Origin of the sequence: Streptomyces sp. NBC_01474 (genome assembly GCF_035918215.1) — a bacterium.
GTDB lineage: Bacteria > Actinomycetota > Actinomycetes > Streptomycetales > Streptomycetaceae > Streptomyces > Streptomyces aureus.
The window spans coordinates 1,031,272-1,058,010 of sequence record NZ_CP109449.1 but is presented as its reverse complement, the minus strand read 5'-3'; the positions used below and the strand labels follow the sequence as shown (position 1 = coordinate 1,058,010).

23 protein-coding genes and 1 pseudogene are annotated in these 26,739 nt (G+C 70.8%); 8 read left to right on the top strand and 16 right to left on the bottom strand.

Going from position 1 to position 26,739, the window contains the following annotated elements; translation table 11 throughout:
• Positions 1 to 769 (bottom strand): annotated as a pseudogene (locus tag OG758_RS05150) (sulfite exporter TauE/SafE family protein).
• A gap of 183 nt (positions 770 to 952) precedes the next feature.
• Here OG758_RS05150 and OG758_RS05145 point away from each other — a divergent pair.
• On the top strand, positions 953 to 1,684 hold the full coding sequence (locus OG758_RS05145) for a class I SAM-dependent methyltransferase (protein ID WP_326708831.1): 732 nt from the start codon (positions 953 to 955) through the stop codon (positions 1,682 to 1,684).
• 12 nt (positions 1,685 to 1,696) lie between these two features.
• Here OG758_RS05145 and OG758_RS05140 read toward each other — a convergent pair whose 3' ends face one another.
• Together OG758_RS05140 and OG758_RS05135 are read right to left on the bottom strand one after the other, a co-directional pair.
• Positions 1,697 to 2,503 carry an alpha/beta fold hydrolase gene (locus OG758_RS05140; RefSeq protein ID WP_326708830.1) on the bottom strand — a complete coding sequence of 269 codons (807 nt, stop codon included), beginning with the start codon at positions 2,501 to 2,503 and terminating at the stop codon, positions 1,697 to 1,699.
• Between the two features lie 117 nt (positions 2,504 to 2,620).
• A complete protein-coding gene (locus OG758_RS05135; RefSeq protein WP_266570478.1) occupies positions 2,621 to 2,812 on the bottom strand; it encodes a hypothetical protein in 192 nt (63 codons plus the stop codon).
• Positions 2,813 to 3,251: 439 nt separating this feature from the next.
• Between OG758_RS05135 and OG758_RS05130 the strand changes: the two genes are divergently transcribed.
• The gene (locus tag OG758_RS05130; RefSeq protein WP_326708829.1) at positions 3,252 to 4,913 is read left to right on the top strand and encodes an ABC-F family ATP-binding cassette domain-containing protein; all 1,662 of its coding nucleotides are present in this window, start codon (positions 3,252 to 3,254) and stop codon (positions 4,911 to 4,913) included.
• Between the two features lie 466 nt (positions 4,914 to 5,379).
• Positions 5,380 to 6,003, top strand: coding sequence for a class I SAM-dependent methyltransferase (locus tag OG758_RS05125; protein ID WP_326708828.1), 624 nt, complete (start codon positions 5,380 to 5,382; stop codon positions 6,001 to 6,003).
• A 14-nt stretch (positions 6,004 to 6,017) separates the two neighbouring features.
• On the opposite strand, the gene OG758_RS05120 is transcribed toward OG758_RS05125, so the two are convergent.
• Positions 6,018 to 6,656: a LysE family translocator gene (locus tag OG758_RS05120; RefSeq protein WP_266570473.1), complete on the bottom strand. Its 639-nt coding sequence runs from the start codon at positions 6,654 to 6,656 to the stop codon at positions 6,018 to 6,020.
• A gap of 151 nt (positions 6,657 to 6,807) precedes the next feature.
• Here OG758_RS05120 and OG758_RS05115 point away from each other — a divergent pair, with 151 nt between their 5' ends.
• The gene (locus OG758_RS05115; RefSeq protein WP_266678744.1) at positions 6,808 to 7,428 is read left to right on the top strand and encodes an L-threonylcarbamoyladenylate synthase; all 621 of its coding nucleotides are present in this window, start codon (positions 6,808 to 6,810) and stop codon (positions 7,426 to 7,428) included.
• 29 nt (positions 7,429 to 7,457) lie between these two features.
• Here the strand turns inward: OG758_RS05115 and OG758_RS05110 are convergent, their stop codons facing one another.
• The 4 genes from OG758_RS05110 to OG758_RS05095 form a co-directional block, all read right to left on the bottom strand.
• Positions 7,458 to 8,693, bottom strand: a complete 1,236-nt coding sequence (locus OG758_RS05110; protein WP_326708827.1) for an epoxide hydrolase family protein — start codon at positions 8,691 to 8,693, stop codon at positions 7,458 to 7,460.
• A 10-nt stretch (positions 8,694 to 8,703) separates the two neighbouring features.
• On the bottom strand, positions 8,704 to 10,110 hold the full coding sequence (locus OG758_RS05105) for a M1 family metallopeptidase (protein ID WP_406384387.1): 1,407 nt from the start codon (positions 10,108 to 10,110) through the stop codon (positions 8,704 to 8,706).
• Positions 10,111 to 10,171: 61 nt separating this feature from the next.
• Positions 10,172 to 11,046 (bottom strand): IS5 family transposase gene (locus OG758_RS05100; protein WP_405650236.1). Its coding sequence is split into 2 segments (ribosomal slippage): positions 10,172 to 10,665 and positions 10,665 to 11,046, totalling 876 coding nucleotides; the frame shifts between segments, so codons are not numbered across the junction.
• 44 nt (positions 11,047 to 11,090) lie between these two features.
• The gene (locus OG758_RS05095; RefSeq protein ID WP_326708825.1) at positions 11,091 to 15,161 is read right to left on the bottom strand and encodes a Pls/PosA family non-ribosomal peptide synthetase; all 4,071 of its coding nucleotides are present in this window, start codon (positions 15,159 to 15,161) and stop codon (positions 11,091 to 11,093) included.
• Positions 15,162 to 15,486: 325 nt separating this feature from the next.
• On the opposite strand from OG758_RS05095, the gene OG758_RS05090 reads away from it, so the two are divergent.
• Positions 15,487 to 17,130, top strand: a complete 1,644-nt coding sequence (locus OG758_RS05090) for a GMC oxidoreductase (RefSeq protein ID WP_326708824.1) — start codon at positions 15,487 to 15,489, stop codon at positions 17,128 to 17,130.
• A 39-nt stretch (positions 17,131 to 17,169) separates the two neighbouring features.
• Here OG758_RS05090 and OG758_RS05085 read toward each other — a convergent pair whose 3' ends face one another.
• Both OG758_RS05085 and OG758_RS05080 read right to left on the bottom strand, forming a co-directional pair.
• Positions 17,170 to 17,649 (bottom strand): carboxymuconolactone decarboxylase family protein, encoded by a 480-nt coding sequence (locus OG758_RS05085; protein ID WP_326715808.1) that lies wholly within the window; start codon positions 17,647 to 17,649, stop codon positions 17,170 to 17,172.
• Positions 17,649 to 18,734, bottom strand: a complete 1,086-nt coding sequence (locus tag OG758_RS05080) for an NAD(P)H-dependent amine dehydrogenase family protein (protein ID WP_326708823.1) — start codon at positions 18,732 to 18,734, stop codon at positions 17,649 to 17,651. The genes OG758_RS05085 and OG758_RS05080 overlap by 1 nt, the downstream gene beginning before the upstream one ends.
• Before the next feature lie 179 nt (positions 18,735 to 18,913).
• Between OG758_RS05080 and OG758_RS05075 the strand changes: the two genes are divergently transcribed.
• Positions 18,914 to 19,366, top strand: coding sequence for a hypothetical protein (locus OG758_RS05075; RefSeq protein WP_326708822.1), 453 nt, complete (start codon positions 18,914 to 18,916; stop codon positions 19,364 to 19,366).
• 25 nt (positions 19,367 to 19,391) lie between these two features.
• On the opposite strand, the gene OG758_RS05070 is transcribed toward OG758_RS05075, so the two are convergent.
• Positions 19,392 to 19,697 (bottom strand): cupin domain-containing protein, encoded by a 306-nt coding sequence (locus OG758_RS05070; protein ID WP_326708821.1) that lies wholly within the window; start codon positions 19,695 to 19,697, stop codon positions 19,392 to 19,394.
• A gap of 147 nt (positions 19,698 to 19,844) precedes the next feature.
• On the opposite strand from OG758_RS05070, the gene OG758_RS05065 reads away from it, so the two are divergent.
• Positions 19,845 to 20,414 carry an isochorismatase family protein gene (locus tag OG758_RS05065; RefSeq protein WP_326708820.1) on the top strand — a complete coding sequence of 190 codons (570 nt, stop codon included), beginning with the start codon at positions 19,845 to 19,847 and terminating at the stop codon, positions 20,412 to 20,414.
• Between the two features lie 28 nt (positions 20,415 to 20,442).
• Here OG758_RS05065 and OG758_RS05060 read toward each other — a convergent pair whose 3' ends face one another.
• The 4 genes from OG758_RS05060 to OG758_RS05045 form a co-directional block, all read right to left on the bottom strand.
• A complete protein-coding gene (locus OG758_RS05060) occupies positions 20,443 to 20,793 on the bottom strand; it encodes a UBP-type zinc finger domain-containing protein (RefSeq protein WP_326708819.1) in 351 nt (116 codons plus the stop codon).
• Complete coding sequence (locus OG758_RS05055) at positions 20,790 to 22,259, bottom strand: ATP-binding protein (RefSeq protein ID WP_326708818.1); 1,470 nt, start codon at positions 22,257 to 22,259, stop codon at positions 20,790 to 20,792. The genes OG758_RS05060 and OG758_RS05055 overlap by 4 nt, the downstream gene beginning before the upstream one ends.
• The gene (locus OG758_RS05050) at positions 22,256 to 23,932 is read right to left on the bottom strand and encodes an FAD-dependent oxidoreductase (protein ID WP_326708817.1); all 1,677 of its coding nucleotides are present in this window, start codon (positions 23,930 to 23,932) and stop codon (positions 22,256 to 22,258) included. The genes OG758_RS05055 and OG758_RS05050 overlap by 4 nt, the downstream gene beginning before the upstream one ends.
• A 149-nt stretch (positions 23,933 to 24,081) precedes the next feature.
• Complete coding sequence (locus tag OG758_RS05045; protein ID WP_326708816.1) at positions 24,082 to 25,056, bottom strand: threonine/serine dehydratase; 975 nt, start codon at positions 25,054 to 25,056, stop codon at positions 24,082 to 24,084.
• Between the two features lie 173 nt (positions 25,057 to 25,229).
• On the opposite strand from OG758_RS05045, the gene OG758_RS05040 reads away from it, so the two are divergent.
• Entirely contained in the window at positions 25,230 to 26,054 is an 825-nt protein-coding gene (locus tag OG758_RS05040) for an ABC transporter ATP-binding protein (RefSeq protein ID WP_326708815.1), read from the top strand.
• Between the two features lie 97 nt (positions 26,055 to 26,151).
• Here OG758_RS05040 and OG758_RS05035 read toward each other — a convergent pair whose 3' ends face one another.
• Positions 26,152 to 26,709, bottom strand: a complete 558-nt coding sequence (locus OG758_RS05035) for an AAA family ATPase (protein WP_326708814.1) — start codon at positions 26,707 to 26,709, stop codon at positions 26,152 to 26,154.
• Positions 26,710 to 26,739 lie beyond the last annotated feature (30 nt).

Sequence of the window (26,739 nt, the reverse complement as noted above, 5' to 3'; positions counted from 1 at the left end):
TCACCGGAGCAGCAGCTGGGCGACGGCGAATGTCCCCACCGTCACGACGAGGGCGCGCAGGACGCCAGGGCTGAGGCGCCGGCCTGCCTTCGCGCCGAGCTGACCTCCGACTGCGGAACCGGCCGCGATGAGCAGTACGGCCGTCCAGTCGAAGTCGGCGACGAAGAGGAAGAAGAGGGCGGCGACGGCGTTGACGAGGGCGACCAGGACGTTCTTGACAGCGTTCAGGCGTTGTAGCGGCTCGTCCAGAAGCATGCCCATCAGCGCCACGTAGAGGATTCCCTGCGCGGCGGAGAAGTAGCCGCCGTAGACGCTGGCGAGCGTGAGAGAGGTGAACAGGAGCGGTCCCACGTCGCCGCGCGGGCGGGCGCCGGACCGCTCGCGCCGTCGCCGTACTCGGCCGCTGATCAGCGGCCGGAACGCGACCAGGACGACGGCGAGGCCGACGAGGACCGGCACGATCGTCTCGAACGCCGCCGCCGGAAGGGTGAGCAGAAGGGTGGCGCCCGCGAACCCGCCGAGTACGGCACCGGTCCCCAGCTTCAGGATGCGCCGCCGCTGCCCCCCCGAGTTCGGCGCGGTAGCCGACGGCGCCGCTGATGGATCCCGGGATCAGACCGAGCGCGTTCGACACCGTGGCCGTGACGGGCGGCAGGCCGGTGGCGAGCAGAACGGGGAACGTGATCAGCGTCCCTGAGCCCACGGCGGTGTTGATGGCCCCGGCGCCCACCCCGGCGGCACAGACGGCGACCATCTCCCACACCGTCACCGCGCCTCGCCCCTCACCGTCACCGCGCCTCGCCCCTCACCGATTCGTCTCGCATGCCGCACACGCTAGGCCGCGGACAGTTCGGCGCGTGTCGAAGTGTGCGCGGCGGCCGAAGCCGGGGGCGCCGAACCCTCCCCATGGGCCTTGCGTAACTAGGATCGCCGGACAGGGAAGGGGAGCCGGATGGACCGGAACATACGCAGTGTCGACGACGTACTCGCGCTCCTGGACGGGCTGTTCGCACCGGAGGCCGACCGCTGGACCGGCGGCGCGGCCACTTGGTGGGACGGCTTCTACGCGGATCGCACCAGGCCCGTGCCGTTCTTCGCGGACAAGCCCGACGAGAACCTCGTGTCCTACCTCCGGCGCGGGCTCGTCACCCCGGGCCGCGCACTCGACCTCGGCTGCGGCCCCGGGCGCAACGCGATCCACCTCGCGTCGCAGGGTTTCGAGGTGGACGCGGTCGACCTGTCACCGGAGGCCATCGCCTGGGCCGGGGAACGGGCGGCGGAAGCGGGCGCCGCCGTCACCTTCCACTGCGGCGACGCCTTCGCCCTGGCCGACGCCGAACTGCGCGGCCCGTACGACCTGATCTACGACTCCGGCTGCTTCCATCATCTGCCGCCGCACCGCCGGATCAGCTATCTCGACCTCCTCGACCGCACCCTCGCTCCCGGTGGCCAACTCGCCCTCACCTGCTTCGCGTCCGGCGCGATGGGCTCGGAGGTGGCCGACGCCGACCTCTACCGCGGGTCCGGCCTGCACGGCGGACTCGCGTACACGCCGGAGTCCCTGCGCTGGATCTTCTCCGGACTGACCGAGGTCGAACAGCGCCGCATGCGCGACGAGGCGCCGGAATCGCCGAACTTCGGCGAACCCTTCCTCTGGACGGCCCTCTTCCGTCAAGGCCCCTGATCCGCCAGGGGGTCAAAGAGCCAGGGAGTTCAGGAAGCGGACCAGTGCGGTGTTGAAGGCCTCGGGCTGTTCCATGTTCGGCAGGTGTCCCGCGTGGTCGACGACGGTGAGGGTCGCGTGCGGGACCAGCCGCTGGATGCCCTGGGCTTCCTCGGGCGGGGTGTACACGTCGTCCGCGCCCACCACGACGAGGGTGGGAGCGGTCGTGGCCGCCAACGTCGCGCGGTAGTCGGCGCGTTCGGCACGCCCGCGCAGTGCCGCCGCGGCGCCCGCCGGGTCGGTGGTCCGCATCATCTCCGTGACGTGCGCGGCGACTTGGGGCATGGCGGTGACGTTGTAGGCGGCCAGCATCTTGTCGATGACCTCACCCGCGTAACCGTTCATGCCCTCCGCGAGGAGCCGGTCGGCGAGACGGTTGCGGAAGGTCTTGCCCTCGTCGGTCTCGGCCACCGGTGAGGTGTCGGCGAGCACCAGGGCGCGCACGCGCCGCGGGTGGCTGCGCTGGAACTCCATGGTGATCTGGCCGCCCATGGACACACCGCCGACAACCGCGCGGTCGAGCTCCAGGTGGTCGAGGAGGACGGCGATGTCGTCCGCGAAGGCGGGGAACGGGGTGGTACCCGCGACCGTGTCACTGTGTCCGTAACCGCGCAGGTCAGGGGCGATGAGACGGTATCCGGCGGCGCTGAGCGCGGCGGTCTGGGGGCGCCACATGCTGCGGTTGAAGGGGTGGCCGTGGATCAGGACGACGGGCATGCCGTCCGCCGGGCCCAGGTCGTCGAAGTGGATCGTGGCACCGTTCGAAATGATGCGGCTCATGCGCGCACTCTAGGGGCGCGATCATGACCGGCCGCCGGCGGGCGGGGCATCACTAACAGACGCGGGGCCGTGACCCCGCGTCGCAGCGTGTGACGGTGTGGTCAGCCGGCCCGCGCGTCAGTTGTGGCCGAACTTCCGCGGCTGCTTGTGCGAGTGGTGTTCCGAGATCCGGCGTGCGGGCTCTTCGGACGGGTCGGTCGCCTTCGTCGTCGGCTCCGGCGTCGCCCGCTTCTCGGCGGTGGAGCTGTGGTCATGGCCGTGGCCGCCCGATCGGGCGCCGCGGTTCTGGCGGCTCTGTTTCTTGCTCATGATCGTTCCTCCTGGCCGGAATGCGCCGGAGTGCCCGACGACAGGCCGGCCACTCCCAGACTTGCACGCTGCCGCAGACGGTGCATGTCGGGCGGGATCGGGCTCGTGACCTGGGACTCTTGCCTTCCGATCACTCGGTCGTTAAGGTTTTTGGCGTCTCTGTTGTCTCCGATCGAGGTGGACGTTGCGCATCTGAGGATCGCGATCACCGCGCCGTACGGCCTTCGCCGCCGTACGCCCGTCACGCCGTAGCGGCCGTTCCGTGCTGCCCGTGACCCCGCGTGGATGCGACCTCGGTGCATGAGCCGTCCCCGATGACCTCTCGGACAGCCGCACCCTCCTTTCCGGGTTCTCGGATTTCCGCCTTCCCGGTTCGGTCGTCGCGTGGTGCTCGCATACGTAGCCCTTTCCCACCGCGCCTGCGAATGCGAGATACACCATGGCGACACCCACCGCGCCCAGCGCCTCCCTGACCTGCTCCGCCCTGTCCTTCCAGTGGCAGGACGGCACCCCCGTCCTCGACGGGCTCTCCCTCGCCATCGGCCGGGGCCGCACCGGACTCGTCGGCACGAACGGCACCGGCAAGTCCACCCTGCTGCGCCTGCTCGCCGGTCGACTCGCCCCCTCCCAGGGGTCGGTGACCGTCGGCGGCAGCCTCGCCTACCTTCCGCAGAACATCACCCTCGACACCGCGCTGCGCGTCGACCAGGCCCTCGGTATCGCCGAGCGGCGCGCCGCGCTGCGCGCCATCGAGAACGGCGACGTGAGCGAGGAGCACTTCGACGCGGTCGGCGACGACTGGGACGTCGAGGAGCGGGCCCTCGCGACACTCGGCTCACTGGGCCTCGCGGATGTCGAACTCGACCGCACCGTAGGTCAGTTGTCCGGTGGAGAGACCACTCTCCTGCGTCTGGCCGCCCTGCTCCTGGAGCGCCCCGACGTCCTCCTGCTGGACGAGCCGACCAACAACCTGGACGTCTTCGCGCGCCGCAGGCTGTACGAGGCCGTCGACTCCTGGCGCTCCGGCGTCCTCCTCGTGGTCAGCCACGACCGCGAACTCCTCGAACGGGTCGACCGCATCGCCGAACTGCGCTCCGGCTCCGTGAACTGGTACGGCGGCGGCTGGTCCGCTTACGAGGAGGCGCTCGCCACTCAGCAGGAGGCGGCCGGGCGCATGCTGCGGGCCGCCGAGGCCGACGTGCGCCGGCAGAAACGCGAACTGGAGGAGACCCAGATCAAGGTGGCCCGCCGCGCCCGGCACAGCAAGAAGATGGACGCCCAGCGCAAGGCCCCGAGAATCGTCGCGGGGGAGAAGAAGAGGTCCGCGCAGGAGTCCGGCGACAAACTGCGCGGGCTGCACGAGGACCGGCTCAGCGACGCGCACGATCGGCGCGAGGAGGCCGCGGAGGCCATCCGCAACGACGCCGAGATCCGCGTGAGTCTGCCCCACACCGCCGTACCCACGGGCCGAACCGTCCTCAGCATCGACGAACTGAGCCTCCCGCACGGCAAGCTGCGCGACGGCAGCCTCCACATCCACGGCCCCGAACGCATCGCGCTGGTGGGCCGTAACGAAGCCGGAAAGACCACGCTCCTGCGCACCCTCACCGGTGAGCTCGAACCGGTCTCCGGCCAGGCGAAGACGTTCGTACCGCTACGGTTTCTGCCGCAGCGCCTCGATGTACTGGACGAGGACCTGAGCGTCGCGGCGAACGTGGCCCGCATGGCCCCGGGCGTCACCGACAACCACATCCGCTCCCAGCTCGCGCGGTTCCTGTTCAAGGGCGCCCGCGCGGAGCAGCCGGCCGGCACTCTCTCCGGCGGCGAACGCTTCCGCGCGGCACTCGCGGCGACGATGCTCGCCGCACCGGCCCCGCAGCTCCTGATGCTCGACGAGCCGACCAACAGCCTGGACATGGCCAGCGTGCGGCAGTTGACGAGCGCACTGGAGTCGTACGAGGGCGCCCTCCTGATCGCCAGCCACGACCTGCCCTTCCTCGAGTCGATCGGCATCACCCGCTGGCTGCTGCTCGGCGAGGACCTTCAGGAGACGACCGCGGAGGAGGTGCGCGACCTGCTGGAAGCGCCCGAGGCGGGGTGAAATGAGGAGCGTGGCCGGGGCGGTCCCGGGATCGTTGATCGATTGGCGGGGCCGCACGGCCAGGCTTAACGGCTCCCGGAACTTGTTCCGCGTGGTCATGGACGTCACGAAGCCGTCGTAGCCGTCCCGGTCGAAGTCCCCGAGTCCGCGCTCGCCCGCACCCCGGCCCGTGGGCACCCGCGGAGCGGGGTCGGCGGTGCGGGGTCGGCGGTGCGGTCCTCGCGGGCGTCGCCCTCGGAACAGCCTGCGAGCAGCGTCACCGCGCATCCGCAGGCGATCAGCGCCTGAGACAGCCGACGGCTTTTGCGGGGCGCATGGGACAAGGCGTTCCTCCTGGGTCTCCTGTTGAGCTACGGATAGGACCGCCCGGGAACAGCCATGGTTGCGGTCCGGAAGACCGCGGTTCCGCAACGTCGCACGGGGGCCACCGCGGTGCCATGCTGGAAGCGAGACTTGGAGGACCGCCATGGGGTTCTATGCCGGGCAGGTGCTGCCCCGGATCATCGATGTCGCCTGTGGCGTGAAGATGGCAGCACCGCTGCGGCGGCGGGTCTGCGAAGGGCTGCGGGGCCAGGTCGTGGAGATCGGGTTCGGCACGGGTCACAACGTCCCCTACTACCCGTCGACCGTCGAGGGCGTCGTCGCGATCGAACCCTCCGACGTCGGATGGCGACTCGCCGCCGAGCGGGTCGGCGCGGCGTCCGTCCCGGTGCGCCGCGCGGGCCCGGACGGCCAGTCGCTGCCCTTCGAGGACGGCAGCTTCGACACCGCACTGTCGACGTGGACGCTGTGCACCATCCCCGACGCCGGGGCCGCGCTGCGCGAAGTGCGCCGTGTGCTGCGGCCCGGAGGGACACTGCACTTCCTGGAGCACGGGCTCGCACCGAAAGAGGACGAGAACGTACGCCGCTGGCAGCGACGCATGGAACCGGTGAACAAGCGGCTCTTCGGCGGCTGTCACCTCACGCGCCCGATCACCGACCTGCTGACGGAGGCCGGATTCACGATCACGGCACTCGACGTCTTCTACGAGAAGGGCGCACCGAAGCCCATCGGCGCCAACTCCCTGGGCGTCGCGCTTGCGCCGTAGGCAGGCGAACGTCCCTAGTCGGCACGGCCCGTCGCCGCGACCGTCACACCCAGGCCGATCATCGTGAGCCCACCGACACCGCCGACCATGCCGAGCCGCCGCGGCGAGCGGGCGAACCAGCTCCGCGTCGTCGCCGCGACCAGGCCCCACACGCTGTCGGACACCACCGCGATGACGTTGAAGACCAGGCCGAGAAGCAGCATCTGAAGGGTGACGTGCCCCTGGCCGCGGTCCACGAACTGCGGCAGCACGGCGGCGAAGAATACGATCGTCTTCGGGTTGGCCACACCGACGGCGAACCCCTCCCACAACGTGCGCAGACTGCCGTGCGCGACCCCGTCACCGGTGAACGCGGCGTGCAGCGACCGCCGTTGACGCACCGCCTTGACGCCGAGGTACACCAGATACGCGGCGCCCACGAGCTTCAGCGTGGTGAAGACGAGGACCGAGCGCTCCACGACCGCACCGACACCGAGCGCCACGGCCACGACGAGCACGTAGGCGCCGAGCGTGTTGCCCACGACCGTGGTCAGCGCGGCACGCCGCCCCTGCGACAGCGCCCGCCCGATCACGAACAGCACGCTGGGGCCCGGAATCACGATCAGCAGGAACGACATGGCCGCGAAGGCCAGCAGTCGGTCGGAAGACACCATGGGACTCATACAACACCTCAGCGCGTCCTGCCCGCTCGGGATTTTTCGCACATCAGCCAGGGACTTCCGTTTTGTTTTCGGGGACTACTTTCGGGGGAGAGCCGCCCCCGTTCGGAGATCCATTCACGCCCTCGGCCACTACACTCGGCGAATGGCGAAGTACTTCGACGTACACCCCGAGAACCCCCAGCGGCGCACGATCAGCGGTGTGGCCGACAGCATCCGCGCCGACGAACTCGTCGCGTATCCGACCGACTCCTGCTACGCGCTCGGGTGCCGGCTCGGCAGCCGGGACGGCATCAGCCGGATCCGGGCGATCCGCCACCTCGACGACCGTCACCACTTCACGCTCATGTGCCAGAACTTCGCCCAGCTCGGGCAGTTCGTGCAGATCGACAACGACGTGTTCCGCGCGATCAAGGCGGCGACGCCCGGCAGCTACACCTTCATCCTGCCCGCCACGAAGGAGGTGCCGCGCCAGCTGCTGCACCCGAAGAAGAAGACGGTCGGCGTCCGGATCCCCGACCACGCCGTCGTGCAGGCCCTGCTGGCCGAGCTGGGCGAGCCGATCCTGTCCAGCACGCTGCTCCTGCCCGACGAGGAAGAGCCGCTGACGCAGGGCTGGGAGATCAAGGAGCGGCTCGACCACGAGGTGGACGTCGTGGTCGACTCCGGTGACTGCGGCACCGAGCCGACCACGGTCATCGACTTCTCCGGCGGCGGGACGGAGATCGTACGGCGCGGGGCGGGCGACCCTTCGCGGTTCGAGTAGCGGTCGGAGCCGTCGCTCAGCGCCGTCGTTCAGCGCCGCCCGCGGAACGTGCGGCGCAGGTCCTCGACCCAGGCGTCGGGGACCTCCCACGGGATGAAGTGCCCGCCTTCGTCATGGGCGTTGACGTTGACATGGTGGTACCAGTGGGCACGGTCGCTCGCGAGCCAGTTGTCGACGCGCTGCCGCGCCGTCGTGACGCCGGGCGGGTTCTCGTATCCGACGAAGGTCAGCCCGGTGGGGGCCTCGACCACGGGCGTACGGGTGTGGGCCGGCGTCCACGGGTAGCGGTTGGCGTTCGCGTAGTACCGCGTCGACGTGCCGATCGTGTTGGCGGCCCAGAAGATCGTGGCGTGGGTGAGGAGTTCGTCCTTCGTGAAGACGGTCTCGATGTCGCCGTGGTGGTCGCTCCAGTTGACCCAGCGCTCCAGGATCCAGGCGAGCAGACCCACGGGGGAGTCGCTCAGGCCGTAGGCGAGCGTGCTGGAGTCGAGGACGTGGACGGCGAGGTGGGAGGCGAAGCGGCGGTCGAGGGCCAGGATCCGGGCACGGATGTCGTCCGGCAGTCCGTCGGGGACGGGCCGGCCGCCACTGAAGTCCCAAGCGCGGTCGCCGGTGAAGAAGTCGAGTTTCAGGCCCGATCCGATGTGGATGCCCAGGAGTTCGTCCGCGTACTTGTGGCCCAGTTGACCGGTGACCAGGGCGCCGATGTCGCAGCCTCCGGCGGCGTACCGGGTGTGGCCGAGGGTGTCGGTCATGAGGGTGTGCCAGAGGTCGGCGACCTTCCAGAAGTTCATGTCGGGGTGGTCGCGCAGCGGCGCCGAGAAGCCGAACCCGGGCAGGGACGGGACGATGACGTCGAATGCGTCGGCCGGGTCCCCGCCGAAGGCCGCGGGGTCGGCGAGCGGGTCGACGACCTTGGACCAGTGCCAGAACGTCCAGGGCCAGCCGTGGGTGAGGATCAGCGGGGTGGGGTCCGGGCCGGCCCCGGGCCTGCGCATGAAGTGCACCGGGACACCGTCCACGCGCACCTGGTAGTGCTCGTAGGCGTTGATCGCGGCTTCGGCCTTGCGCCAGTCATAGCTGTGGAGCCAGTACTCGGCCAGCTCCTGGAGGTAGCCGCGGTCTACTCCGTAGAACCAGTCGCCGTTCCCGACGTCGTCGGGCCAGCGCGTCATGTCGAGGCGCCGGCGCAGGTCCTCCAGGACGGCGTCGGGCACGTGGACGGGCGTGGGATCCAGGGGGAAGCGCGGTGCTCCGTCAGCCACGGGAGAATCCTTACCTGTAGGGGACGAGGGGTGCCGGGAGCGGCGGAAGCGGCCTGCGGCGCAGCCACGCCGTCATGAGGTCGCCGAGCGGCGCCGCCGCGTAGCGGGCGACGTGCGCCGTGAACGCCTCGGTGGTCACCACGCCGTGCCGGTGCGTCGAGACCCAGTCGCGCACCATGCGGAAGAACGGCTCGTCGCCCAGCGCGCAGCGGATCGCGTGCACGGTGAGCCCGCCGCGCTCGTAGACCTGGTCGTCGAACAGCGACTTGCGGCCCGGATCGGCAAGGAGCAGGCCCTGCGGCAGCGCGGACAGCTCCCGGTGCGCCGCGGCGGCCAGTTCCTGCGTGGTGCGGCCGCCCGAGCGCTCCGACCACAGCCACTCCGCGTACTTGGCGAAGCCCTCGTTCAGCCAGATGTCCCGCCAGTCGGCGATGGTGAGGCTGTTGCCGAACCACTGGTGGGCGAGCTCGTGCGCGACGAGCCGCTCCCAGCCCCGCGCGCCGTCCACGTGGTTCGCGCCGAACAGGGAGAGCCCCTGCGCCTCGACCGGGACGTCGAAGTCCTCGTCGGCCACCACGACGGCGTACTCACCGAAGGGATAGGGGCCGAAGAGCTCCTCGAAGAGCCGCATCATCTCGGGCTGCCGGGCGAAGTCCCGCGAGAACTCCGGCAGCAGACGCACGGGGACGTACGCGCTCTGCGGCACACCGCCGAGCCCCGGCTCGCCCAGCAGGACCGTCTGGTACATGCCGATCGAGAGGCCCACGAGATAGCTCGGCGTCGGTGCCTGCTGCTCGTACACCCAGGTCGTCGTCGACGACTTCGTCGTACGCGTGAGCAGGCGCCCGCCGACGACCACCGTGTACGGCGAGGGGACCGTGAGGGAGATCTGGTAGGCAGCCTTGTCGTCGGGCCGGTCGTTGCACGGGAACCAGGACGGTGCTCCGACGGGCTGGCTCGCGACGAGCGCGCCGTCGGTCAGTTCCTCCCAGCCGAGCCCGCCCCAGGGGCTGTTGACCGGCTTCGGATTGCCCGACCAGTGCACCTCCACGGTGAACGCGGCGCCGGCCCGCAGCGGTTTCGAGGGCCGGATCCGCAGCTTGCCGCCCCGGTGCGTGTAGCGGGGCTGCCGGCCGTCGACGAGCACCTTGCCGAGCCGGAAGGCCTCGAGGTTGAGCTGGAACTCGGTCAGCGGGGCCCGGCCCGCTATGGCGCTGATACGGGCGTTCCCCGCGAGGCGGTTGGGGCCGGGGCGATAGTCGAGGGACAGCTCGTAGCGGTGCACCCGGTAGCGGGGGTCGCCGTGGCCGGGGAAGTACGGCTCCGAAGCCGCTGTCTGGCCGCTCACTGAAGTGTCCACTCCCTGCGCCGTACCCAACGTGTCTGTGTCGTGCCCCCCACCCCGTGCCGTACGCATCGAAGCCCTGACTGACCTTAAGGTGTGTCCGCCCTTCTAGGGCGTGTTTCAGATGTGCTGGTCACAGCCACTCGTTGATGGCCGCGATGGTCAGGGTCGCTTCGTAGCGAACGGCGAGTTTGTCGTATCTCGTCGCGACCGCGCGGTGGCGTTTCAACCGACCGATCCCGCACTCGACCGCGTGCCGCTCGCGGTAGTCGGCCTTGTCAAACTTCGGCGGCCGACCGCCGTGGATCCCGCGTTTGAGGCGGTTGGCGATCTGGTCACGTTTCTCCGGGATCGTGCAGCCGATCCCGCGTCGTCGCAGGTAGGCCCGGTTCGCCCGCGAGCCATACGCCTTATCGGCGCGGACCTTGTCCGGGCGGTTACGAGGCCGCCCGGGCCCGAGCCGGGGGACCCGGATCTGCTTCAACACCGCCTGGAACTGCGGGGAATCGCCCCGCTGCCCGGCCGTGATGATCAGCGACAGAGGTTTCTGCCCCTGCTCGACTGCGAGGTGGACCTTGGTGGTCAGGCCGCCGCGCGACCGGCCGAGCCCGTGGTCTTCGGGCTCGATTCCGACGCCGCCCGGGGGCTCCTTTTGCAGACCCCCTTTTTCCGCGCGCCCGCAGCGTGCTGGTGGGCACGGGCGATCGTGGAGTCGACCGACACATCCCAGGCGATCAGCCCGTCGGCGTCCGCCCGGGCCTGGAGCTGCTCCAGGATGTGCTTCCAGGTTCCGTCGCGCTGCCAGCGCCGGAACAGCCCGTATACGGTCTGCCAAGACCCGTACCGTTCCGGAACATCGCGCCACGGCGTACCGGCCCGGGTCCGCCACCGTATGCCGTCGATCAACTGCCGTTTGGGATGCACCGGCGGCCGCCCCGGCTTCACGCCCACCGGCAACAACGGCTCCAGCCGAGCCCACTGTGCATCCGTCATGTCTCCACGTGCCACAGAACAAGATCATCTCACCTCAAGATCCACATCTGAAACACGCCCTAGGACCGCCAGGCCTCGATCGGATTGCCCAGCCAGCGTGTGTCGTCGGGTACGGACTCCGCGGCCATGACCAGGGACGCGGGGCCCAGAGTGGCGCGAGCGCCGACCGTACTGCCCGGCAGGACGATTCCGCCAGGGCCCACCGTCGAACCCCCGCCGAGCGTCACCTTGTCCATCCGCAGGATCCGGTCGTGGAAGAGGTGCGTCTGCAGTACGCAGCCACGGTTCACGCTGACCGCGCTGCCGAGGGTCACCAGGTCCGTCTCCGGCAGCCAGTAACTCTCGCACCACACGCCCCGGCCGACGTGCGCGCCCAGGCCGCGCAGCCACAGCGTCAGGAGCGGGGTGCCCGGCACCGCGCCGATCAGCCACGGCACGGCGACCACCTCGACGAACGTGTCGGCGAGCTCGTCGCGCCAGACGAAGCCGCTCCACAGCGGGTGCTCACCGGCCCTGTGCCGGCCCACGAGAAGCCACTTCGCGGCGATCGCGGACAACGCGCCCACGACGCCCGCACCGAGGAGCACCGCCCCGGACAGCGCGGCGGCACCCCACCAGCCCACGCCCGCCGGCCCGGCGAGCGCACACAGCGCCCCGCCCGTCAGCACGGCGAGCGCCGCCGAGCAGAAGACGGGCACGAGCCGGAACAGTTCCACCGCGCCGCGCGCCCACAGCAGCCGCGCCGGCGGGTCGTACGTACGCGAGTGGTCGCCGCCCTCGGGAGCGCGCGGCAGCTTCATCGGCGGCAGCCCCAGATACGAGGTGCCCTTCTTGGCCTTCTTCGGGGTGGCCGACAGGACACCGACCAGACCTCCGTCGGGGACGCTCCGTCCCGGCCCGGTCATACCGGAGTTGCCGAGGAACGCCCGCCGGCCGATCGCCGCCCGCCCGATCCGGACCCAGCCGCCGCCGAGTTCGTACGGAGCCGTCAGGGTGTCGTCGGCGAGGAACGCCCCGTCGCCGACCGTGGTGAGGCTCGGCAGGGCGAGGACCGTGGAGACCTCCGCGCGACGGCCGATCTTCATGCCGAGCAGCCGTAGCCACAGCGGCGTGACGAGCCCCGCGTACAACGGGAACAGCGTCTGCCGGGCCGCGTCCATCAGCTGCGTGATAGTCCAGGACTGCCAGCCGGTGCGGCTGTGCGTCGGATGCAGGCCCGGCCGCAGCCCGAGGCTCAGCAGCCGCACGGCGCCCACCAGCAGCAGCGCGTACGCGCCTCCGAAGGCCAGCGCGGCGGGCACCACGGCGACCAGGCCGCCGCGCAGAGCCTCGCCGAGACCCGCGTCCGCGGGTACGAAACGGAGCGCCACCGCGAGTGCGGGCACGGCCGCGAGAGCCGGCAGCGCGGAGAGGGCGAGGCCCGACGCCCCGTACATCAGCCGCCACCCGTACGAGCGCTTCGGCCGCTGCTTCGGCCAGTCCCGCTTGGCCTTGCCCAGCTTCACGGCGGGGGAGCCGGCCCAGCGCTGACCGGTCGGGATCTGGCCGGTCACCGCGGATCCGGGGGCCACCTCGGCCTTCTTGCCGACGCGCGCACCGGGGAACAGCAGGCTGCGGGTGCCGACGACCGCTCCGCCGCCGACTTTCACGGCACCGATCACCAGGCGGTCGCCGTCGAGCCAGTGTCCGGAGAGGTCCACGTCGGCCTCGACGGCGCAGCCACGGCCCAGCTTGAGCATGCCGGTCACCGGCGGCAGCGAGTGCAGGTCCACGTCGGCGCCGATCCGGGCGCCCAGGGCGCGCGCGTACCGCAGCAGCCACGAGCCGGTCAGCGAGGTCGCGCCGCTGTACTCGGCGAGCCGCTCGGCAGTCCACAGCCGCAGATGGACATGGCCGCCGCGCGGATACGTGCCGGGCCCGACGCCCCGCAGCAGCAGCCGCGCGCCTCCCGCGGCGAGCGCGAGCCGCCCCGCGGGGCTGAGCAGCACAGCCGCCCCCGCGGCCACCCACCACCAGGACACGGCCGGAGCCCAGGCATAGGACCCGTACCAGTGCAGGACGTTGCCGAGCGCGGCCAGAGCCACGCACCAGCGCAGCCCGACGAGCGTGAACAGCGGAAGCAGAAGGAGGAGTTGAAGGACCTGGGCGCGTACCGGAACCGGCCCGACGTCCCGGTGAGCCTCCGTGCCCTGCGCGGACTCCTCCAGATGGCGGGCGAGCTTGCGCAGCGTCGGGTGCTGGTAGATGTCGAGGACGGCGGCGCTGGGGTAGCGGGTGCGCAGCCGGGTGGTCAGCTGGGCGGCGGCCAGGCTGGAGCCGCCGATCGCGAAGAAGTCGTCCTTGGCGCCGGTCACGGACACCCCGAGCGTGTGCGCCCACTGTTCGGCGAGCCACGCCTCCGTGCCGTACAGCTGCTCGGTGGGTTCGGTGGACGTCTCCAGGTCGGGCAGCGGCCAGGGCAGGGCGGCGCGGTCGACCTTGCCGGACGTGCGGGTGGGCAGGCTCTCGACGGGGGCGAGGAGCGGCACCAGGGCGGCGGGCAGCGCGGCCCGCAGGCGCTCGACGGCTTCGGCGCGGTCCCAGCCGTCCTGCGTGACGACGTAGCCGACGAGCAGTTGGTTGCCGCTGCGCGCCGTGCGCACGGCGGCGGCCGCCCCGGCGACGCCGGGCAGTGCCTGCAGAGCCGCATCGACCTCGCCGAGTTCGATGCGGCGCCCGCCGAGCTTGATCTGCTCGTCCCCGCGCCCCAGGAACACGAGGCCTTCCGGGTCCGCCTTGACGAGGTCGCCGCTGCGGTAGGCGCGCTCCCAGCCGAGGGAGGGCAGCGGCGCGTACTTCTCGGCGTCCTTGGCGGGGTCGAGATAGCGGGCCAGGCCGACGCCGCCGATGACGAGCTCGCCGGTGGCGCCGAGCGGGACGGGGTCGCCGGCCTCGTCGACGACGGCCAACTCCCAGCCGTCCAGCGGCAGTCCGATCCTGACGGGCTCCTCGCCGGTCAGGAGGCACGCGCAGGCGACGACCGTGGCCTCCGTGGGGCCGTACGTGTTCCACACCTCGCGTCCCTCGGTGACCAGTCGCTGCGCCAGCTCGGGCGGGCACGCCTCACCGCCGAAGATCAGCAGGCGTACGTCGTCGAGGACTTGGGGTTCCCACAGTGCGGCGAGCGTGGGCACCGTGGACACGACGCTGATGTCCTGCTCGACGAGCCAGGGCCCGAGGTCGGCGCCGCTGCGGACGCGGGAGCGCGGCACCGGCACCAGGCAGGCGCCGTTGCGCCAGGCCAGCCACATCTCCTCGCACGACGCGTCGAAGGCGACGGACAGGCCGGCCATCACGCGGTCGCCGGGGCCGATCGGCTCGTCGGCGAGGAACAGCGCGGCCTCGGCGTCGACGAAGGCGGCGGCGCTGCGGTGCGAGACCGCGACGCCCTTGGGCTTCCCGGTGGAGCCGGAGGTGAAGATGATCCAGGCGTCGTCGTCGGTGCCGGGCAGGCAGTCGGCGGATCCCCGGGGAGTCCTGGCGCCGCCTTCCTCCTTTCCGTCGGGTCCCCACGCGGTCAGGTCGTGGCCGGCGCCGATGACGGCGCGGACCCCGGCTTCGCCGAACACCAACTCGGCCCGCTCGTCCGGGTCTTCGGCGTCCACGGGGACGTAGGCCGCACCGACGGCGAGCACCGACAGGATCGCGATGTAGAGATCATTGGTCCCGGACGGCACGCGGACCCCGACCCGGTCGCCCCTGCGGACCCCGGCCAGCGCGAGCCGCACCCGCAGGTTCTCCACCTCGTCGGCGAGCGCGCGGTACGTGAGCTGCTTCGCCCCGTCATCCAGGGCCACCTCGTCGCGGTGGTCGCGCACGGACGCGCCGAAGATGTTCATGAGGGTACGGGGAGAGGCGGCCGGCCCCGCGGTGAACAGGGCCGTGCCGCCGCGTGCGGCGACGGCGCTGTCCTCGAAGGACTCCGCGTCGGGGGTGGTGGCGGTCAGGTCCGGCGGTTCGATCAGGTCCAGGGGTTCGACCGGCGGCGTCTCACGCTCCACGGCGACGCCCGCCGCGTCGTCGAGTGCCACCGTGCCGGGCAGCGGTCCGTCCGGCGGGGGGACGTCGCTGCCGTTGTCTGAGGTCGTCATGGGTTCCTTGCGTGTCGCCGCCGGAGCTGGATCAACGGTGATCCCGCATGAAAGCCGTGCTGCCGGTCCGGCCGGGCGCCGAACAACCTGACGAAGTGTAGTAACCCGCTCGATTGTTTACATGGAGGGACTTGCCTGGATCTGTGTGACAGTGCTAACTCCTCCGCGGCTGCCGACAGCCGCCCCGGGGCCGTCGGTGCATCCGGGGACGAGTGGACGCGAGTTACCTATTCGGCGCACGTGAATTACCTGTTCGTGTGTAGTGACTTGATACGCGAACGGCAGTAGAACTCGTTTCGATTCCATCGAAAGTGAGGAACGTGCCATGAGTGGTTCCACCACGCGTGCAATCGGTTCCAGGAACGTCTCGCGACGCGCTTTTATCGCTGGAACCGGTTCTATTCTCAGCGCCGCGGCGCTGTCGGCCCACGCCCCCGCGGCCCATGCGGCCACCGCCCCCGTCGCCGCTCCGATCGACTCCGGCGCGCACGTCCCCGCCCTCGTCGTCGGCACGGGATACGGCGGCTCCGTGGCCGCGCTGAGACTCGCCCGGGCGGGTGTCGACGTCCACATGATCGAAATGGGGATGGCCTGGGACACCCCTGGACCGGACGGCAAGATATTCGCCAACACGACCAGTCCGGACGCCCGTTCCTACTGGCTCCGGACCAAGACCAAACAGCCCCTCAGCAACTTCCTCGGCTTCCCGCTCGACAAAGACGTCCCCCGGTACACCGGAATTCTGGACGCCGAGGAAATGGGCGGGATCGTCGTCTACCAGGGCCGCGGCGTCGGCGGCGGTTCCCTGGTCAACGGCGGCATGGCGGTCACGCCCAAGCGCGAGAACTTCGGCGCCATCCTCCCGTCGGTCGACGCCGCCGAGATGTACGCGACGTACTACCCGCGCGCCAATGCCGGGCTCGGCGTCGGCACCGTCGACCCGGCCTGGTTCGAGAGCGCCGAGTGCTACCAGTTCGCGCGCGTCGGACGAAAGCACGCCCAGCGCTCCGGCTTCCCGTTCGTCTTCGTGCCCGACGTGTACGACTGGGACTACATGAAGCAGGAAGCGGCCGGCACCGTCCCCAAGTCGGCGCTCGCCGGCGAGATCCTCTACGGCAACAACTACGGCAAGAAGTCACTCCAGAAGACCTACCTGGCCCAGGCCGCGGCCACCGGCAAGGTCTCCATCTCGCCGCTGCACAAGGTGACTTCGGTCGCGCCCGCACCCGGCGGCGGGTACACGGTCGTCATCGAGCAGATCGACACCACCGGCACGACCACGGCCACCAAGACCGTCACCGCGGACAAGGTGTTCTTCGCGGCCGGCAGCGTCGGCACCAGCAAGCTCCTGGTCAAGCTCAAGGCCACCGGCGCCCTGCCCGCACTGAACGGCGAGGTGGGCAAGGGCTGGGGCGACAACGGCAATGTCATGTGCGGCCGCGCCAACCACCTGTGGGACCCGACCGGCAAGGTCCAGGCGTCGATCCCCTGCGGCGGCATCGACAACTGGGCCGCCGGAGGAGCGTTCGCCGAGGTCGCGCCGCTGCCGACCGGGATCGAGACCTACGCCTCGTTCTATCTGTCGATCACGAACACCCCGCACCGTGCCGAGTTCTCGTGGAACGCCCAGGCGGGCAGGGCCGATCTGAACTGGCAGACGGCCTGGAAGCAGACCTCCATCGACATGGCCAAGACGATCTTCGACAAGATCAACGCGAAGGAGGGCACGATCTACCGCACCGATCTCTTCGGCACGTACAAGATCTGGGGCGACCACCTCACGTACCACCCGCTCGGTGGCGCGGTCCTGGACAAGGCCACCGACAACTACGGCCGCCTGCACGGCTATTCGGGCCTCTACGTCATCGACGGCTCACTGATCCCCGGCAACACGAGCGTCAATCCGTTCGTCACGATCACGGCGCTCGCCGAGCGGAACATCGAGAAGATCATCGCCACTGATCTGTAGCGGATGCACAGCGCGGGGGCCGGTCGCGGCCCCCGCGTCTCAGGCCGTGGGCAGGACGCACGCGGTGTCGAGACCCAGCACGTGGTTGAGCCGGCCGAACGCCAGCCAGGAACCGATGCTCATGCTCAGCTCCACGATCTCGACCTGGCTGTACAGCGAGGTCATCCGGGACCAGAACTCCTCGTCCAGACCGTGGTGATCGAGCGCGTACCGCTCGGCGTACTCGGCCGCGAGCCGGGTCCGGTCGTCGAAGGCGCCGCTGGTGCGCCACTCGGTCACCGAGTCCGCGAAGGACTCCTCGACCTTCTCCCCGTCCCGGTCGGTACGCCAGTCCAGGCAGAACTGACACCCGTTGATCTGCGCGATGCGCAGCCGTGCCGCCTCGAACTCCCGCAGGCCCAGCGTCGTATGGGCGTACACGGACAGTGAGAAGTTGGCGGCCGCCATGCCGATACCGGGGACCATGTCCCCCCAGACGTAGCCGATCGGTTCCTGTCCCTCGGGGATGTCGATGATCATCATTGCTTCCTTCCGCGATGGCCGAGCTTTCCGACTGCGGGGCGCAGCGGGACGTCGAGCGCGTCGTAGAGGCCCGGGGCCTGGTCCACGAGCCAGTCGATGGCGTTCACCAGCCGGCCGACCGCGGTGGCGTTGCCGCCGGCCGACCGGTTCTCGCCCTCGTCCGCGGCCTCGACGGTGACCTCGATGCGCGGACGGCCCTCGATGATCACCCGGTGTGCCCCGGTGCCGTCGGGGGGCGTCGGCCAGTCCGGCGCGCAGGACGGGTGGATGCGGGTGACGTGCTCGATGACGATGAGGGGTTCGCCCCCGACGATGCCCTGCACCTCGAACCGTACGGCGCCCTGCGTGCCCGCCTCGAAGTCGCCCATCGTGCGCGTACTCACCGTGGTGTCGAGCGGGCGGCGGTCCAACGTCTCGCGGATCTCGTCGAGTTCGACCCCGAGCGCCCGCGCCATCAGACATATCTGTCCGCCCCACACCATCGTCGGGACGGTGTCCCACAGCATGGGCGGGTCGTAGTCCATCGGCTGGCCCATGCCGACCAGGAGCCGTACCGAGTCGGGCTGGTCGTACGTCGAGTAGTCGAAGATCTCCTGGCAGCGGATCGCGTCGACGGTGCTGCCGAGCCCGCTGACGAGGAGCGGCAGGACGTCGTTGCCCCAGCCCGGGTCGACGCCGGAGGCGAACAGGGAGCCGCCGCCTTCCGCGATCGCGGCCACCACCGGATCCCGGAACTCCGGCGGCGCGCCGCGGTGGTCGTAGAGCGGATAGAGGGCGGGGGAGACGACGACGGCGCCGGACCGCAGGGCCCGGGCGATGTCGGCGAGGGCGTCGTCGGGGCGGATGTCGCCGGAGGCCGCGTAGACGACGGCCCGGGGCCGGGCGGCCAGCACGGCCTCGATGTCGTCGCTCGCCCTGACCTCCAACTCGTGTTCGAGGCCCGCGAGTTCACCCGCGTCGCGGCCGACCTTGGCGGGGTCGTGGACCAGTACGGCGACGAGCTCCAGTGCCGGGTGGGCCTCGACGGCACGGATGGCCGCGCGCCCGACATTTCCGGTACCCCAGACAACGGTCGAAATCATGCGCGGAGGGTAGCGCCGGGACCCGAACCTTCCTAGACACATGACGAGTCCAGGAGATGCGGACCGACGGCCTACGCACCGAGTGGCCGTCCCGGGCGCCCCACTATGCTCAGCAGTTCGGCCCGGGCGAGGTGAGCCCGGGCCGACATGCTGAGTTGTACGGGGATCACGGAGGAAACGTGCGCAGGACGGTAACCGGTATTGCTCTGGTCGCGGCGACAGCCGCTCTGCTGGCCGGGTGCGGCAGCGGCGGGGGAGACGGCAAGGAGGCCGGGGCGAAGCAGGACACGTCTCAGGCGCCCTCGCCCGCCGCCTCGAAGCCGGCCGGGGGTAAGGAGGCGACCCGCGAAGTGACCTTCGAAGTGCGGGGCCAGGGCAGCACGCAGGTCTTGTGGACGGCCGGGGAAAGCAAGACGGAGCAGGTGAACCTGCCCTGGACGAAGACGACCCAACTGACCGTCAAGGGCGCCGAACTGAAGGTCGGCAGCCTGGTGTCGGTCGTCCCCGGCTCGGTGACCGGCTCGGACGGACAGCTCGAGCCGGCCTCCTGCGTCATCAAGGTCGACGGCAAGCAGGTCGCGGACAACAAGGACGGCAAGTCGATCGCGGGCTGCAAGTACCTCGTCAAGTGACCGCCGGCAGGTGACCGACGGAGGACTACGCCACGGCCTTCGACGTCGCCTTGAGCTCGATCTCGACGAACGCCAGCCACGTGCCGCCCGTGTTGACGACGTCGTGCTCGCCGCCCGCCGGGCGCGCGTAGGACTCGCCGGCGCGAAGCTGTGACTCGGTCACCGTGCCGTCGGGGGCGAACGCGCTGATCCGGCCGTCCACCACGGGCACGACCACGTAGTCGTGCTCGTGGACGTGACGGCCGGTACGCGTGTCGGGCTCGAAGTCCCAGCGGGTCACCCGTACCTGCTCGTCCTCGTGCTGCACGCTCGGCTTCGCGGTCGTCGTCATCGGAACTCTCCCTGCTGTCGATCATGGGGCGTCGGCTCCAACGCCCACGTCAGAGGCCTGATCGGCATCCGACGTCAGTGGAACACAGGACCCGGAGGCGTACGAAACCGTGTGGAGGCGCGCGGCTCCGACGGTCATGATGACCGCATGATCAATCGCGTAGAGGCCCTGATCGTGGTGGACGTCCAGTCGGCTTTCGTCTCCGGCGAGGGGGCCGTTCCCGATGCGGTACGTCTCGTGGAGCGGACGACGGACCTGATCGCACGGGCCCGCAGCGGCGGGGCCCTCGTCGTGCACCTCCAGAACGACGGTCCGCCCGGGGCGGAGGACGAGCCGCACACGCCGGGCTGGGAACTCCACCATCACGTCGAGCAGGGACCGACGGAGGTCGTGATCCGCAAGCCCAAGGACGACGGCTTCGACGGGACCGGGCTGGGCGGCCTGCTCGCCGGCGCGGGGGTCGAGAGGCTCGCCGTCTGCGGCGTGATGTCCGAGATGTGCGTTCAGGCGACGGCGCGCACCGCTCTCGCGCGGGGCTATCGGGTGGTCCTGCCGTACGACGCCCACGCGACCCAGAACGTCCCGGCGGCCCCCGGCATCAGCGAGGAGATCCCGGCCGCCACCGTCTCCAGGGTCGCGGCCTGGGCGCTCGGCAGCGACGCGGACACGACCGCGCACTCGGCGGACGTGTCGTTCACGGCCCCGGAGCCGGCCTGATCCGGCGCCCTTCCGTCCAGGGAACCCGTCAGCCCAGCAACTCGGACCAGTTCGAGGGGACTCGGCCCGCCGGGCCGGGGGTCGACTGTGTCTCGGGATGGCTGCCGGGGGGAGCGAGGTCCGGGCCCGTCTCGATGAGCGAGGACGTGTTGTAGTCCCAGAACCAGCTCTCGCCCGGCTCGAAGCTCTGGATCACCGGGTGACCGCTGGTCCTGGCGTGATCCGTCGCGTGCTTGCCCAGCGAGTCGTCGCAGCAGCCGATGTGGCCGCACTGCGCGCAGCGCCGCAGATGGAACCACCAGCCGTCGGCCGCGTCGCACTCGGCGCATCCGGTGCCGCTCGGCGGGACCGAGGGGTCGATTCCGTTCAGGGTGCTCATGACGGCTCCTGTGAGGGGTCGGGTTCGGAGTCGGGGTTCGTTGACGTGAGGGGGAGAAGCACCTGGAAGCGGGTGTCTCCGGGCTCGGAGTGCACTTCGAGCTGGCCGTGGTGCTTGTTGACGACGATGCGCCAGGAGATGTCCAGGCCGAGCCCGGTTCCCTCGCCCACCGGTTTGGTGGTGAAGAAGGGGTCGAAGATGCGGCCACGGATGTCTGCGGGGATCCCCGGTCCCGTGTCGCGGAACTCCACGAGCAGATGGTCCCGGTCGAGCGCGGTGCGCACCGTCAACGTGCCCACGCCGCCTGTGCTGTTCATCGCCGCGACCGCGTTGTCGACGAGGTTCGTCCACACCTGGTTGAGCTCGCCGGGGTAGGCGGGGACCTCGGGCAGTGTGCGGTCGTAGTCCTTGACGACCTTGATCCCGTTCCCGAACTTGCCGGAGAGCATCATCAGCGTGCTGTCGAGCAGTTCGTGCACGTCGGCGAACCGGGAAGGGGCCCGGTCGATCTGGGAGTACTGCTTGGCCGCGTCGACGAGGTGGGAGATCCGGGCGGTGGAGTCCTCGATCTCGTTCATGAGGAGTTCGGTCTCGACCGTGTAGTTCAGCCACCGCATGGCGCCTTCGAGGGTTTCCTCGCCGACGGCCGAGGCGACCTGGTCGAGCCAGTCGACATCGAGGCCGGCCTGGACGAAGTTCGGCGCCAGCTGCCAGCCGGCGGTGATCCCGTGGTCGTCCAGCCAGTCCGTGAGAACGTCCTCGCGGTCGGAGGTCTCCAGGGGTGTCAGGACAGGAGCCTTGGACACCTGCTCGGCCGTCCGCTCCTGGATCTCGACGAGTGTCTCCAGCGTGGCCCGCCGGTAGGGGCCCGAGGCGATCGCACCCAGCTTGTGCCGCATGCCCGCGACCCGCTCGCGCAGCGAGGACGTGGCCCGCGCCGCCGCTGCGGCCGGGTTGTTGAGCTCGTGGGTGAGCCCGGCGGACAGCGAGCCGAGCGCAAGGAGCCGCTCCCGCTGGCCGATCGTCTGCTGGACGTTCCGCGTACCGAAGAACAGCCCTTCGAGCAGGTGGACGGCCATGGGGAACCATTCCCGCACGACGGCCGCGAAGGTGTCGGCCGGCAGGACGAAGAACCGCGAGGGTTCCGTGACCCGCATCGAGCTGTTGTACGTCTGCGGGGCGCGATCGCCGAGATAGGACTGGAAGGCGCCCGAGTACACGCCGCGACTGGAACTCCGGTTCACCTCCACGTCGTCGGCGCCGACGCGGCGCGACAGGACGAGCTCGCCCTCAAGGAGTACGTAGAAGCAGGTCGACGGATCGCCTTCCGCGTACACGGGCCCGGGATCGAAGGCCTCCACGCGGCCCTCGCGGCACAGCCGGTCGAGCTGGTCCGGGTCGAGCTTCTCGAACAGGAACAGTGAGCCCAGTTCCTCGCGCTTGCACGGAACCGGCCGCCCGTTCACGACTGCTCCAGATACCGGTGTACGAGCATGACGGCCATGGCTCCCTCTCCGACGGCGGACGCGACGCGTTTGGCGGACTCGGAGCGCGCGTCCCCGGCCACGAACACACCGGGCACATTGGTCTCCAGGTGGTACGGCGGCCGGTCGAGATCCCAGTCCGCGGGCGGCCGTCCGTCCGGTGTGAGGTCGGGACCGGCCATGATGAACCCCCGCCCGTCCCGCAGCACCGTCCCCTCCAGCCAGCTGGTCAGCGGCGCGGCCCCGATGAACACGAACAGCCACTGAGCATCCACGAGTTCGGTGTGCCCGCTCGCCACGTCGCGCAGGGTCAGCTGTTCCAGATGCTCGGATCCGTGCGCGGATTCGAGGACGGTGCCGGTGCGTACGGAGACGTTGGGCGCGTCCTCGATCTGCTGGACCAGATAGTGCGACATCGAGGCGGACAGGGACGGGCCCCGTACGAGGAGGGTGACGGACTTGGCACCCCTGGCCAGGTACATGGCGGCCTGACCCGCCGAGTTCGCGCCGCCGACGATGTACACGTCGTGCCCCTGGCAGGCGGTCGCCTCAGTCAGCGCGGAACCGTAGAAGACCCCGCACCCCGTGAGTCCCGCGAGGCCGGGGGCGTCGAGCTGCCGGTACGACACTCCGGTCGCGAGGATCACGCTGTGCGCGGAGACGGCGGAGCCGTCGGAGAACAGCACGGTGCGCGCGGGCCCGTTCACCTCCAGGCCCGTCACCTCACGTGCGGTGAGGATCTCGGCGCCGAACCGCGCGGCCTGGCGCCGGGCGCGCTCGGTGAGCTGGGACCCGGACACGCCGTCCGGGAAGCCGAGGTAGTTCTCGATCCGTGAGCTCTGGCCCGCCTGCCCGCCGGTCGCCGAGCGTTCCACGAGCACGGTCCGCAGGCCCTCGGACGCCCCGTAGACGGCGGCGCCGAGCCCCGCGGGGCCGCCGCCGACGACGACCAGGTCGTAGAAGTCGGCCGTCGGCGTCGTCGCCAGGCCGACCCGCGCGGCCAGCTCGGCGTCCTCGGGTTCGACGAGCGCGGTGCCGTCCGGGGTGATCACGAGCGGGAGCCGCGAGCCGTCCTGCCCGGCGGCGGCGAGCAGACAGCGGGCTTCCGGATCCTCGGACGAGTACCACCGGTACGGCACCTGGTTGCGGGCGAGGAACTCCCGTACGTCCGACGACCGCGCCGACCACCGGTGCCCGACGACCTTCGTGGTCGCCACGGGCTTGCGGTCGGTGGCCCGCCACGTCTCCAGCAGGTCCTCCACGACGGGATAGAGCTTCTCCTCCGGCGGGTCCCACGGCTTGAGGAGGTAGTGGTCGAGGTCGACGACGTTGATCGCGTCGATGGCGGCGCTCGTGTCGGCGTACGCGGTCAGCAGGACCCGCCGCGCGCCCGGATAGATGTCGATGGCCTGCTCGAGGAACTCGATGCCGTTCATCTCGGGCATCCGGTAGTCGGCCAGGATCACCGCCACCAGGTCGCCGCGCAGCTTGAGCTCGCGCAGCGCGTCCAGGGCGGACGCCCCGGACTCCGCGCGGACGATGCGGTACGACTCGCCGAAGTGTCGCCGCAGGTCACGGGCGACGGCGCGGGAGACCCCCGGGTCGTCGTCCACGGTCAGGATGACGGTGCGCGCTGGGCCTGCGGCCTGTGCCATTGCGTCTTCCACCCCGAACTCATCGGCGTCTCGCCCCGGCGCCGGTTCCCGCGGACGTGCGCGCGGGAGCGGCCGGAGAACCCCATCGTAAGTTCGATCGCCCGGGTTCGCGCTGGAACGCCCGCGGGGTGCGTGACCGCGGGGATGTGTCAGCCCGGGAGGCGTGTGCCCCGCGTGAGGTCGCCGGGGTCCGTGTTCGCGCCGCACAGGATCACGGCGACCCGCTCGCCGGGTGCGGGCGTGTAGACGCCTGAGGTCACCGCCGCGAGCGCCGTGGCCGCCGCGTGCTCGACTGCGAGCCGTCGGTCGTCCCACAGGGCCTGACGTGCGGACACGATCGCCTCGTCGGTCACGAGAACGGACCGTACATGGTCCTTGCCCGCCCATTCGAGCGCCATCTCGGAGGTGCGGCGTGCGCCGAGGGAGTCCGCGGCGACGGAGTCGACCGGGACGTCGACCACCGCGCCCGCCTGCAGCGCGGAGTGCAGGGCGCAGCAGTGCTCCGGCTCCACGGCCACGACCCGCACGCCGTGCTCACGCGCCGACGCGGCGATGCCCGTGAACAGTCCGCCGCCGCCCACCGCGACGAGGACGGTGTCGACGCCGGGCAGCGCCTGAACGAGCTCCTCCATGACCGTGCCGGCACCGGCCGCGATCAACGGGTGGTCGTACGCGTGGGACTCCAGGGCGCCGCTCTCGGCCGCGTACTTCTGCGAGGCCGCCAGCGCCTCCGCGTACTCCGAGCCGACCTGCCGGACCGTGGCTCCCAGCCGCCGGAGCCTGTCGACCTTCACCGCGGGCGCCGCCTCGGGGACGAAGACGGTGGCCTGGACCGAGTGCCGGGCCGCGGCCCAGGCGCAGGCGAGCCCGGCGTTGCCCCCGGAAGCGATGACGACGCCCGCGTCCGGCATCAGGCCCGCCTCGATGTGGCTGCGCACGAAGTTGTAGGCGCCACGCGCCTTGAACGAGCCGGTGTGCTGCATGAACTCCAGCGCAAGCCACCCTTCGGCCTCGCCGAACGCACCGTCGAACGCCCGGTCGCCCAAGGGGGCCACCACGAGCGGGCGGGTGTGCCCCGCGATGCGGTCCGCCGCGGCCCGTACGTCGTTGAAGGCAATGGTCACGAGCTTCTCCTCGGATGAGCGGGTGGTGACGACCCTACGAGAAGGGGTCGGCGCCCCGGCCGTCACCCGTTCCCTCGCACCGGCGTGCCCCGGCACGTCCACGAACTGGACCTCTCCGCGTTTGAGTGCCGTGTGCAGCTAACCTGTGCCGGTCCATTCGACAGGAGGCGTCAGTGAGCAACGGACGGATCGTCGCCGCCCTCGACGGGGCCTGCGTGCGCAGGTTCACGACGGGCCAGGCCATCCTCGACGACATCGACTGGACGGTGCGCTCCGGCGAACACTGGGCCCTGCTCGGCGCCAACGGCGCCGGCAAGACCAGCGTGCTCCGCCTCATCGGCGCCCTGATGCACCCCACCACCGGCACCGTCGAGGTCCTCGGCCACCGCCTCGGCACGGTCGACGTACGCGAACTGCGCGCGCACATCGGCCTGGTGTCGAGCGCGCAGCGCGTGCCGCAGGACCTCACCGGGCACACCGTCGTCCTGACCGGGCACACCGGCACCGTGCAGCCGCTGTGGCGCAAGTACGACGCCGACGTGCGCGAGCGCGCGCACAGGCTCCTGGCCGAACTCGACATCAAGGAGCTCGCCGACCGGCCGTACGGCGTCTGCTCAGGCGGCCAGCGGGCGCGCATCCTCATCGCCCGCGCGCTGATGGCGGACCCGTCCCTGCTCCTGCTCGACGAGCCCTTCAACGCGCTCGACCTGCCCTCGCGCGAGGACCTCATCGACACGATGCGTCAACTCGCCGAGGGGCGAAGGGGGTTGGCGACCATTACCGTCACCCACCACCTGGAAGAGCTGTCACCGGCGATCGGCCACGCGCTGCTCCTGCGCGACGGCCGAGTTCTGGCGGGAGGCCGGGCCGACGAGGTGCTCACGTCCGCCCGGATGACGGCCTGCTTCGGCCGCCCCATCGAGGTGTCACGCCACGGGGGCCGCTGGCTGGCCAGCTCGGGCACCGCGAGCCGGATCCCCCCGGTCGCGGGAGGCTGAAGCCAGGGCCATTTCGTCTGGATCAGGGGCTCGCGGGGTCTGGTGCGCACATCTGAGGCGTTTTCGTCCGTTGTCGTCTCGATACGAACGAAAGACCTTAGGTCCACCCGGTGACAGGCGGCCGCTCGGTCCAGCCGGTCGCGGCCACCACCTGGCGGGCGATGTCGCCGACCGTCCGCCCGTCGGTCGCCACTCGCACGGTGTCCGCGGGGGCCCGCTCGTCCAGGAGGCGTGCCTTGCGGGCGCTGCCCCGCAGCTCCGTCTCCAGCTCCGAGCCGAGCTCCCGGGCGGTCAGCCGCTCGCCGGCGGTGGCGTCGGACGCGGTGAGCAGGACCCGTACGATCCGGACGCCCGATCCCATCGCGCGCTCGAACATGCCCGCCGCCTCGGGCAGCACGCTCACTGTGTTCGTGTAGATGAGGCGGCGGTAGCCGCGCCTGGCGAAGTTTCCCCACACGGCCGTCAGATTGTCCTCGGTGACCCCGGCCCGGTGCGGGTCGCCCTCCGGCGCCGGATGCACCTGCCCCATGAAGTCACCCTCGATCACGGCGTGCGACACCTCCACGGCACGTAGGAGGGCCGACACCTCCCAGCCCACGGTCGTCTTGCCGACACCGGCCCGTCCGCCGAGGAGCAGCACTTCGGCATCACTCATGACAGCAGGGTGACAGGGCACACCCGCCAT

Coding starts and splice junctions, on each gene's coding strand:
- OG758_RS05105 (WP_406384387.1), bottom strand. CDS start 10,110: ATGCGTACGGCACGGGGTGGGGGGCACGACACAGACACGTTGGGTACG.
- OG758_RS05130 (WP_326708829.1), top strand. CDS start 3,252: ATGGCGACACCCACCGCGCCCAGCGCCTCCCTGACCTGCTCCGCCCTG.
- OG758_RS05095 (WP_326708825.1), bottom strand. CDS start 15,161: ATGACGACCTCAGACAACGGCAGCGACGTCCCCCCGCCGGACGGACCG.
- OG758_RS05145 (WP_326708831.1), top strand. CDS start 953: ATGGACCGGAACATACGCAGTGTCGACGACGTACTCGCGCTCCTGGAC.
- OG758_RS05125 (WP_326708828.1), top strand. CDS start 5,380: ATGGGGTTCTATGCCGGGCAGGTGCTGCCCCGGATCATCGATGTCGCC.
- OG758_RS05135 (WP_266570478.1), bottom strand. CDS start 2,812: ATGAGCAAGAAACAGAGCCGCCAGAACCGCGGCGCCCGATCGGGCGGC.
- OG758_RS05035 (WP_326708814.1), bottom strand. CDS start 26,709: ATGAGTGATGCCGAAGTGCTGCTCCTCGGCGGACGGGCCGGTGTCGGC.
- OG758_RS05070 (WP_326708821.1), bottom strand. CDS start 19,697: ATGACGACGACCGCGAAGCCGAGCGTGCAGCACGAGGACGAGCAGGTA.
- OG758_RS05115 (WP_266678744.1), top strand. CDS start 6,808: ATGGCGAAGTACTTCGACGTACACCCCGAGAACCCCCAGCGGCGCACG.
- OG758_RS05065 (WP_326708820.1), top strand. CDS start 19,845: ATGATCAATCGCGTAGAGGCCCTGATCGTGGTGGACGTCCAGTCGGCT.
- OG758_RS05060 (WP_326708819.1), bottom strand. CDS start 20,793: ATGAGCACCCTGAACGGAATCGACCCCTCGGTCCCGCCGAGCGGCACC.
- OG758_RS05085 (WP_326715808.1), bottom strand. CDS start 17,649: ATGATCATCGACATCCCCGAGGGACAGGAACCGATCGGCTACGTCTGG.
- OG758_RS05120 (WP_266570473.1), bottom strand. CDS start 6,656: ATGGTGTCTTCCGACCGACTGCTGGCCTTCGCGGCCATGTCGTTCCTG.
- OG758_RS05050 (WP_326708817.1), bottom strand. CDS start 23,932: ATGGCACAGGCCGCAGGCCCAGCGCGCACCGTCATCCTGACCGTGGAC.
- OG758_RS05140 (WP_326708830.1), bottom strand. CDS start 2,503: ATGAGCCGCATCATTTCGAACGGTGCCACGATCCACTTCGACGACCTG.
- OG758_RS05080 (WP_326708823.1), bottom strand. CDS start 18,734: ATGATTTCGACCGTTGTCTGGGGTACCGGAAATGTCGGGCGCGCGGCC.
- OG758_RS05090 (WP_326708824.1), top strand. CDS start 15,487: ATGAGTGGTTCCACCACGCGTGCAATCGGTTCCAGGAACGTCTCGCGA.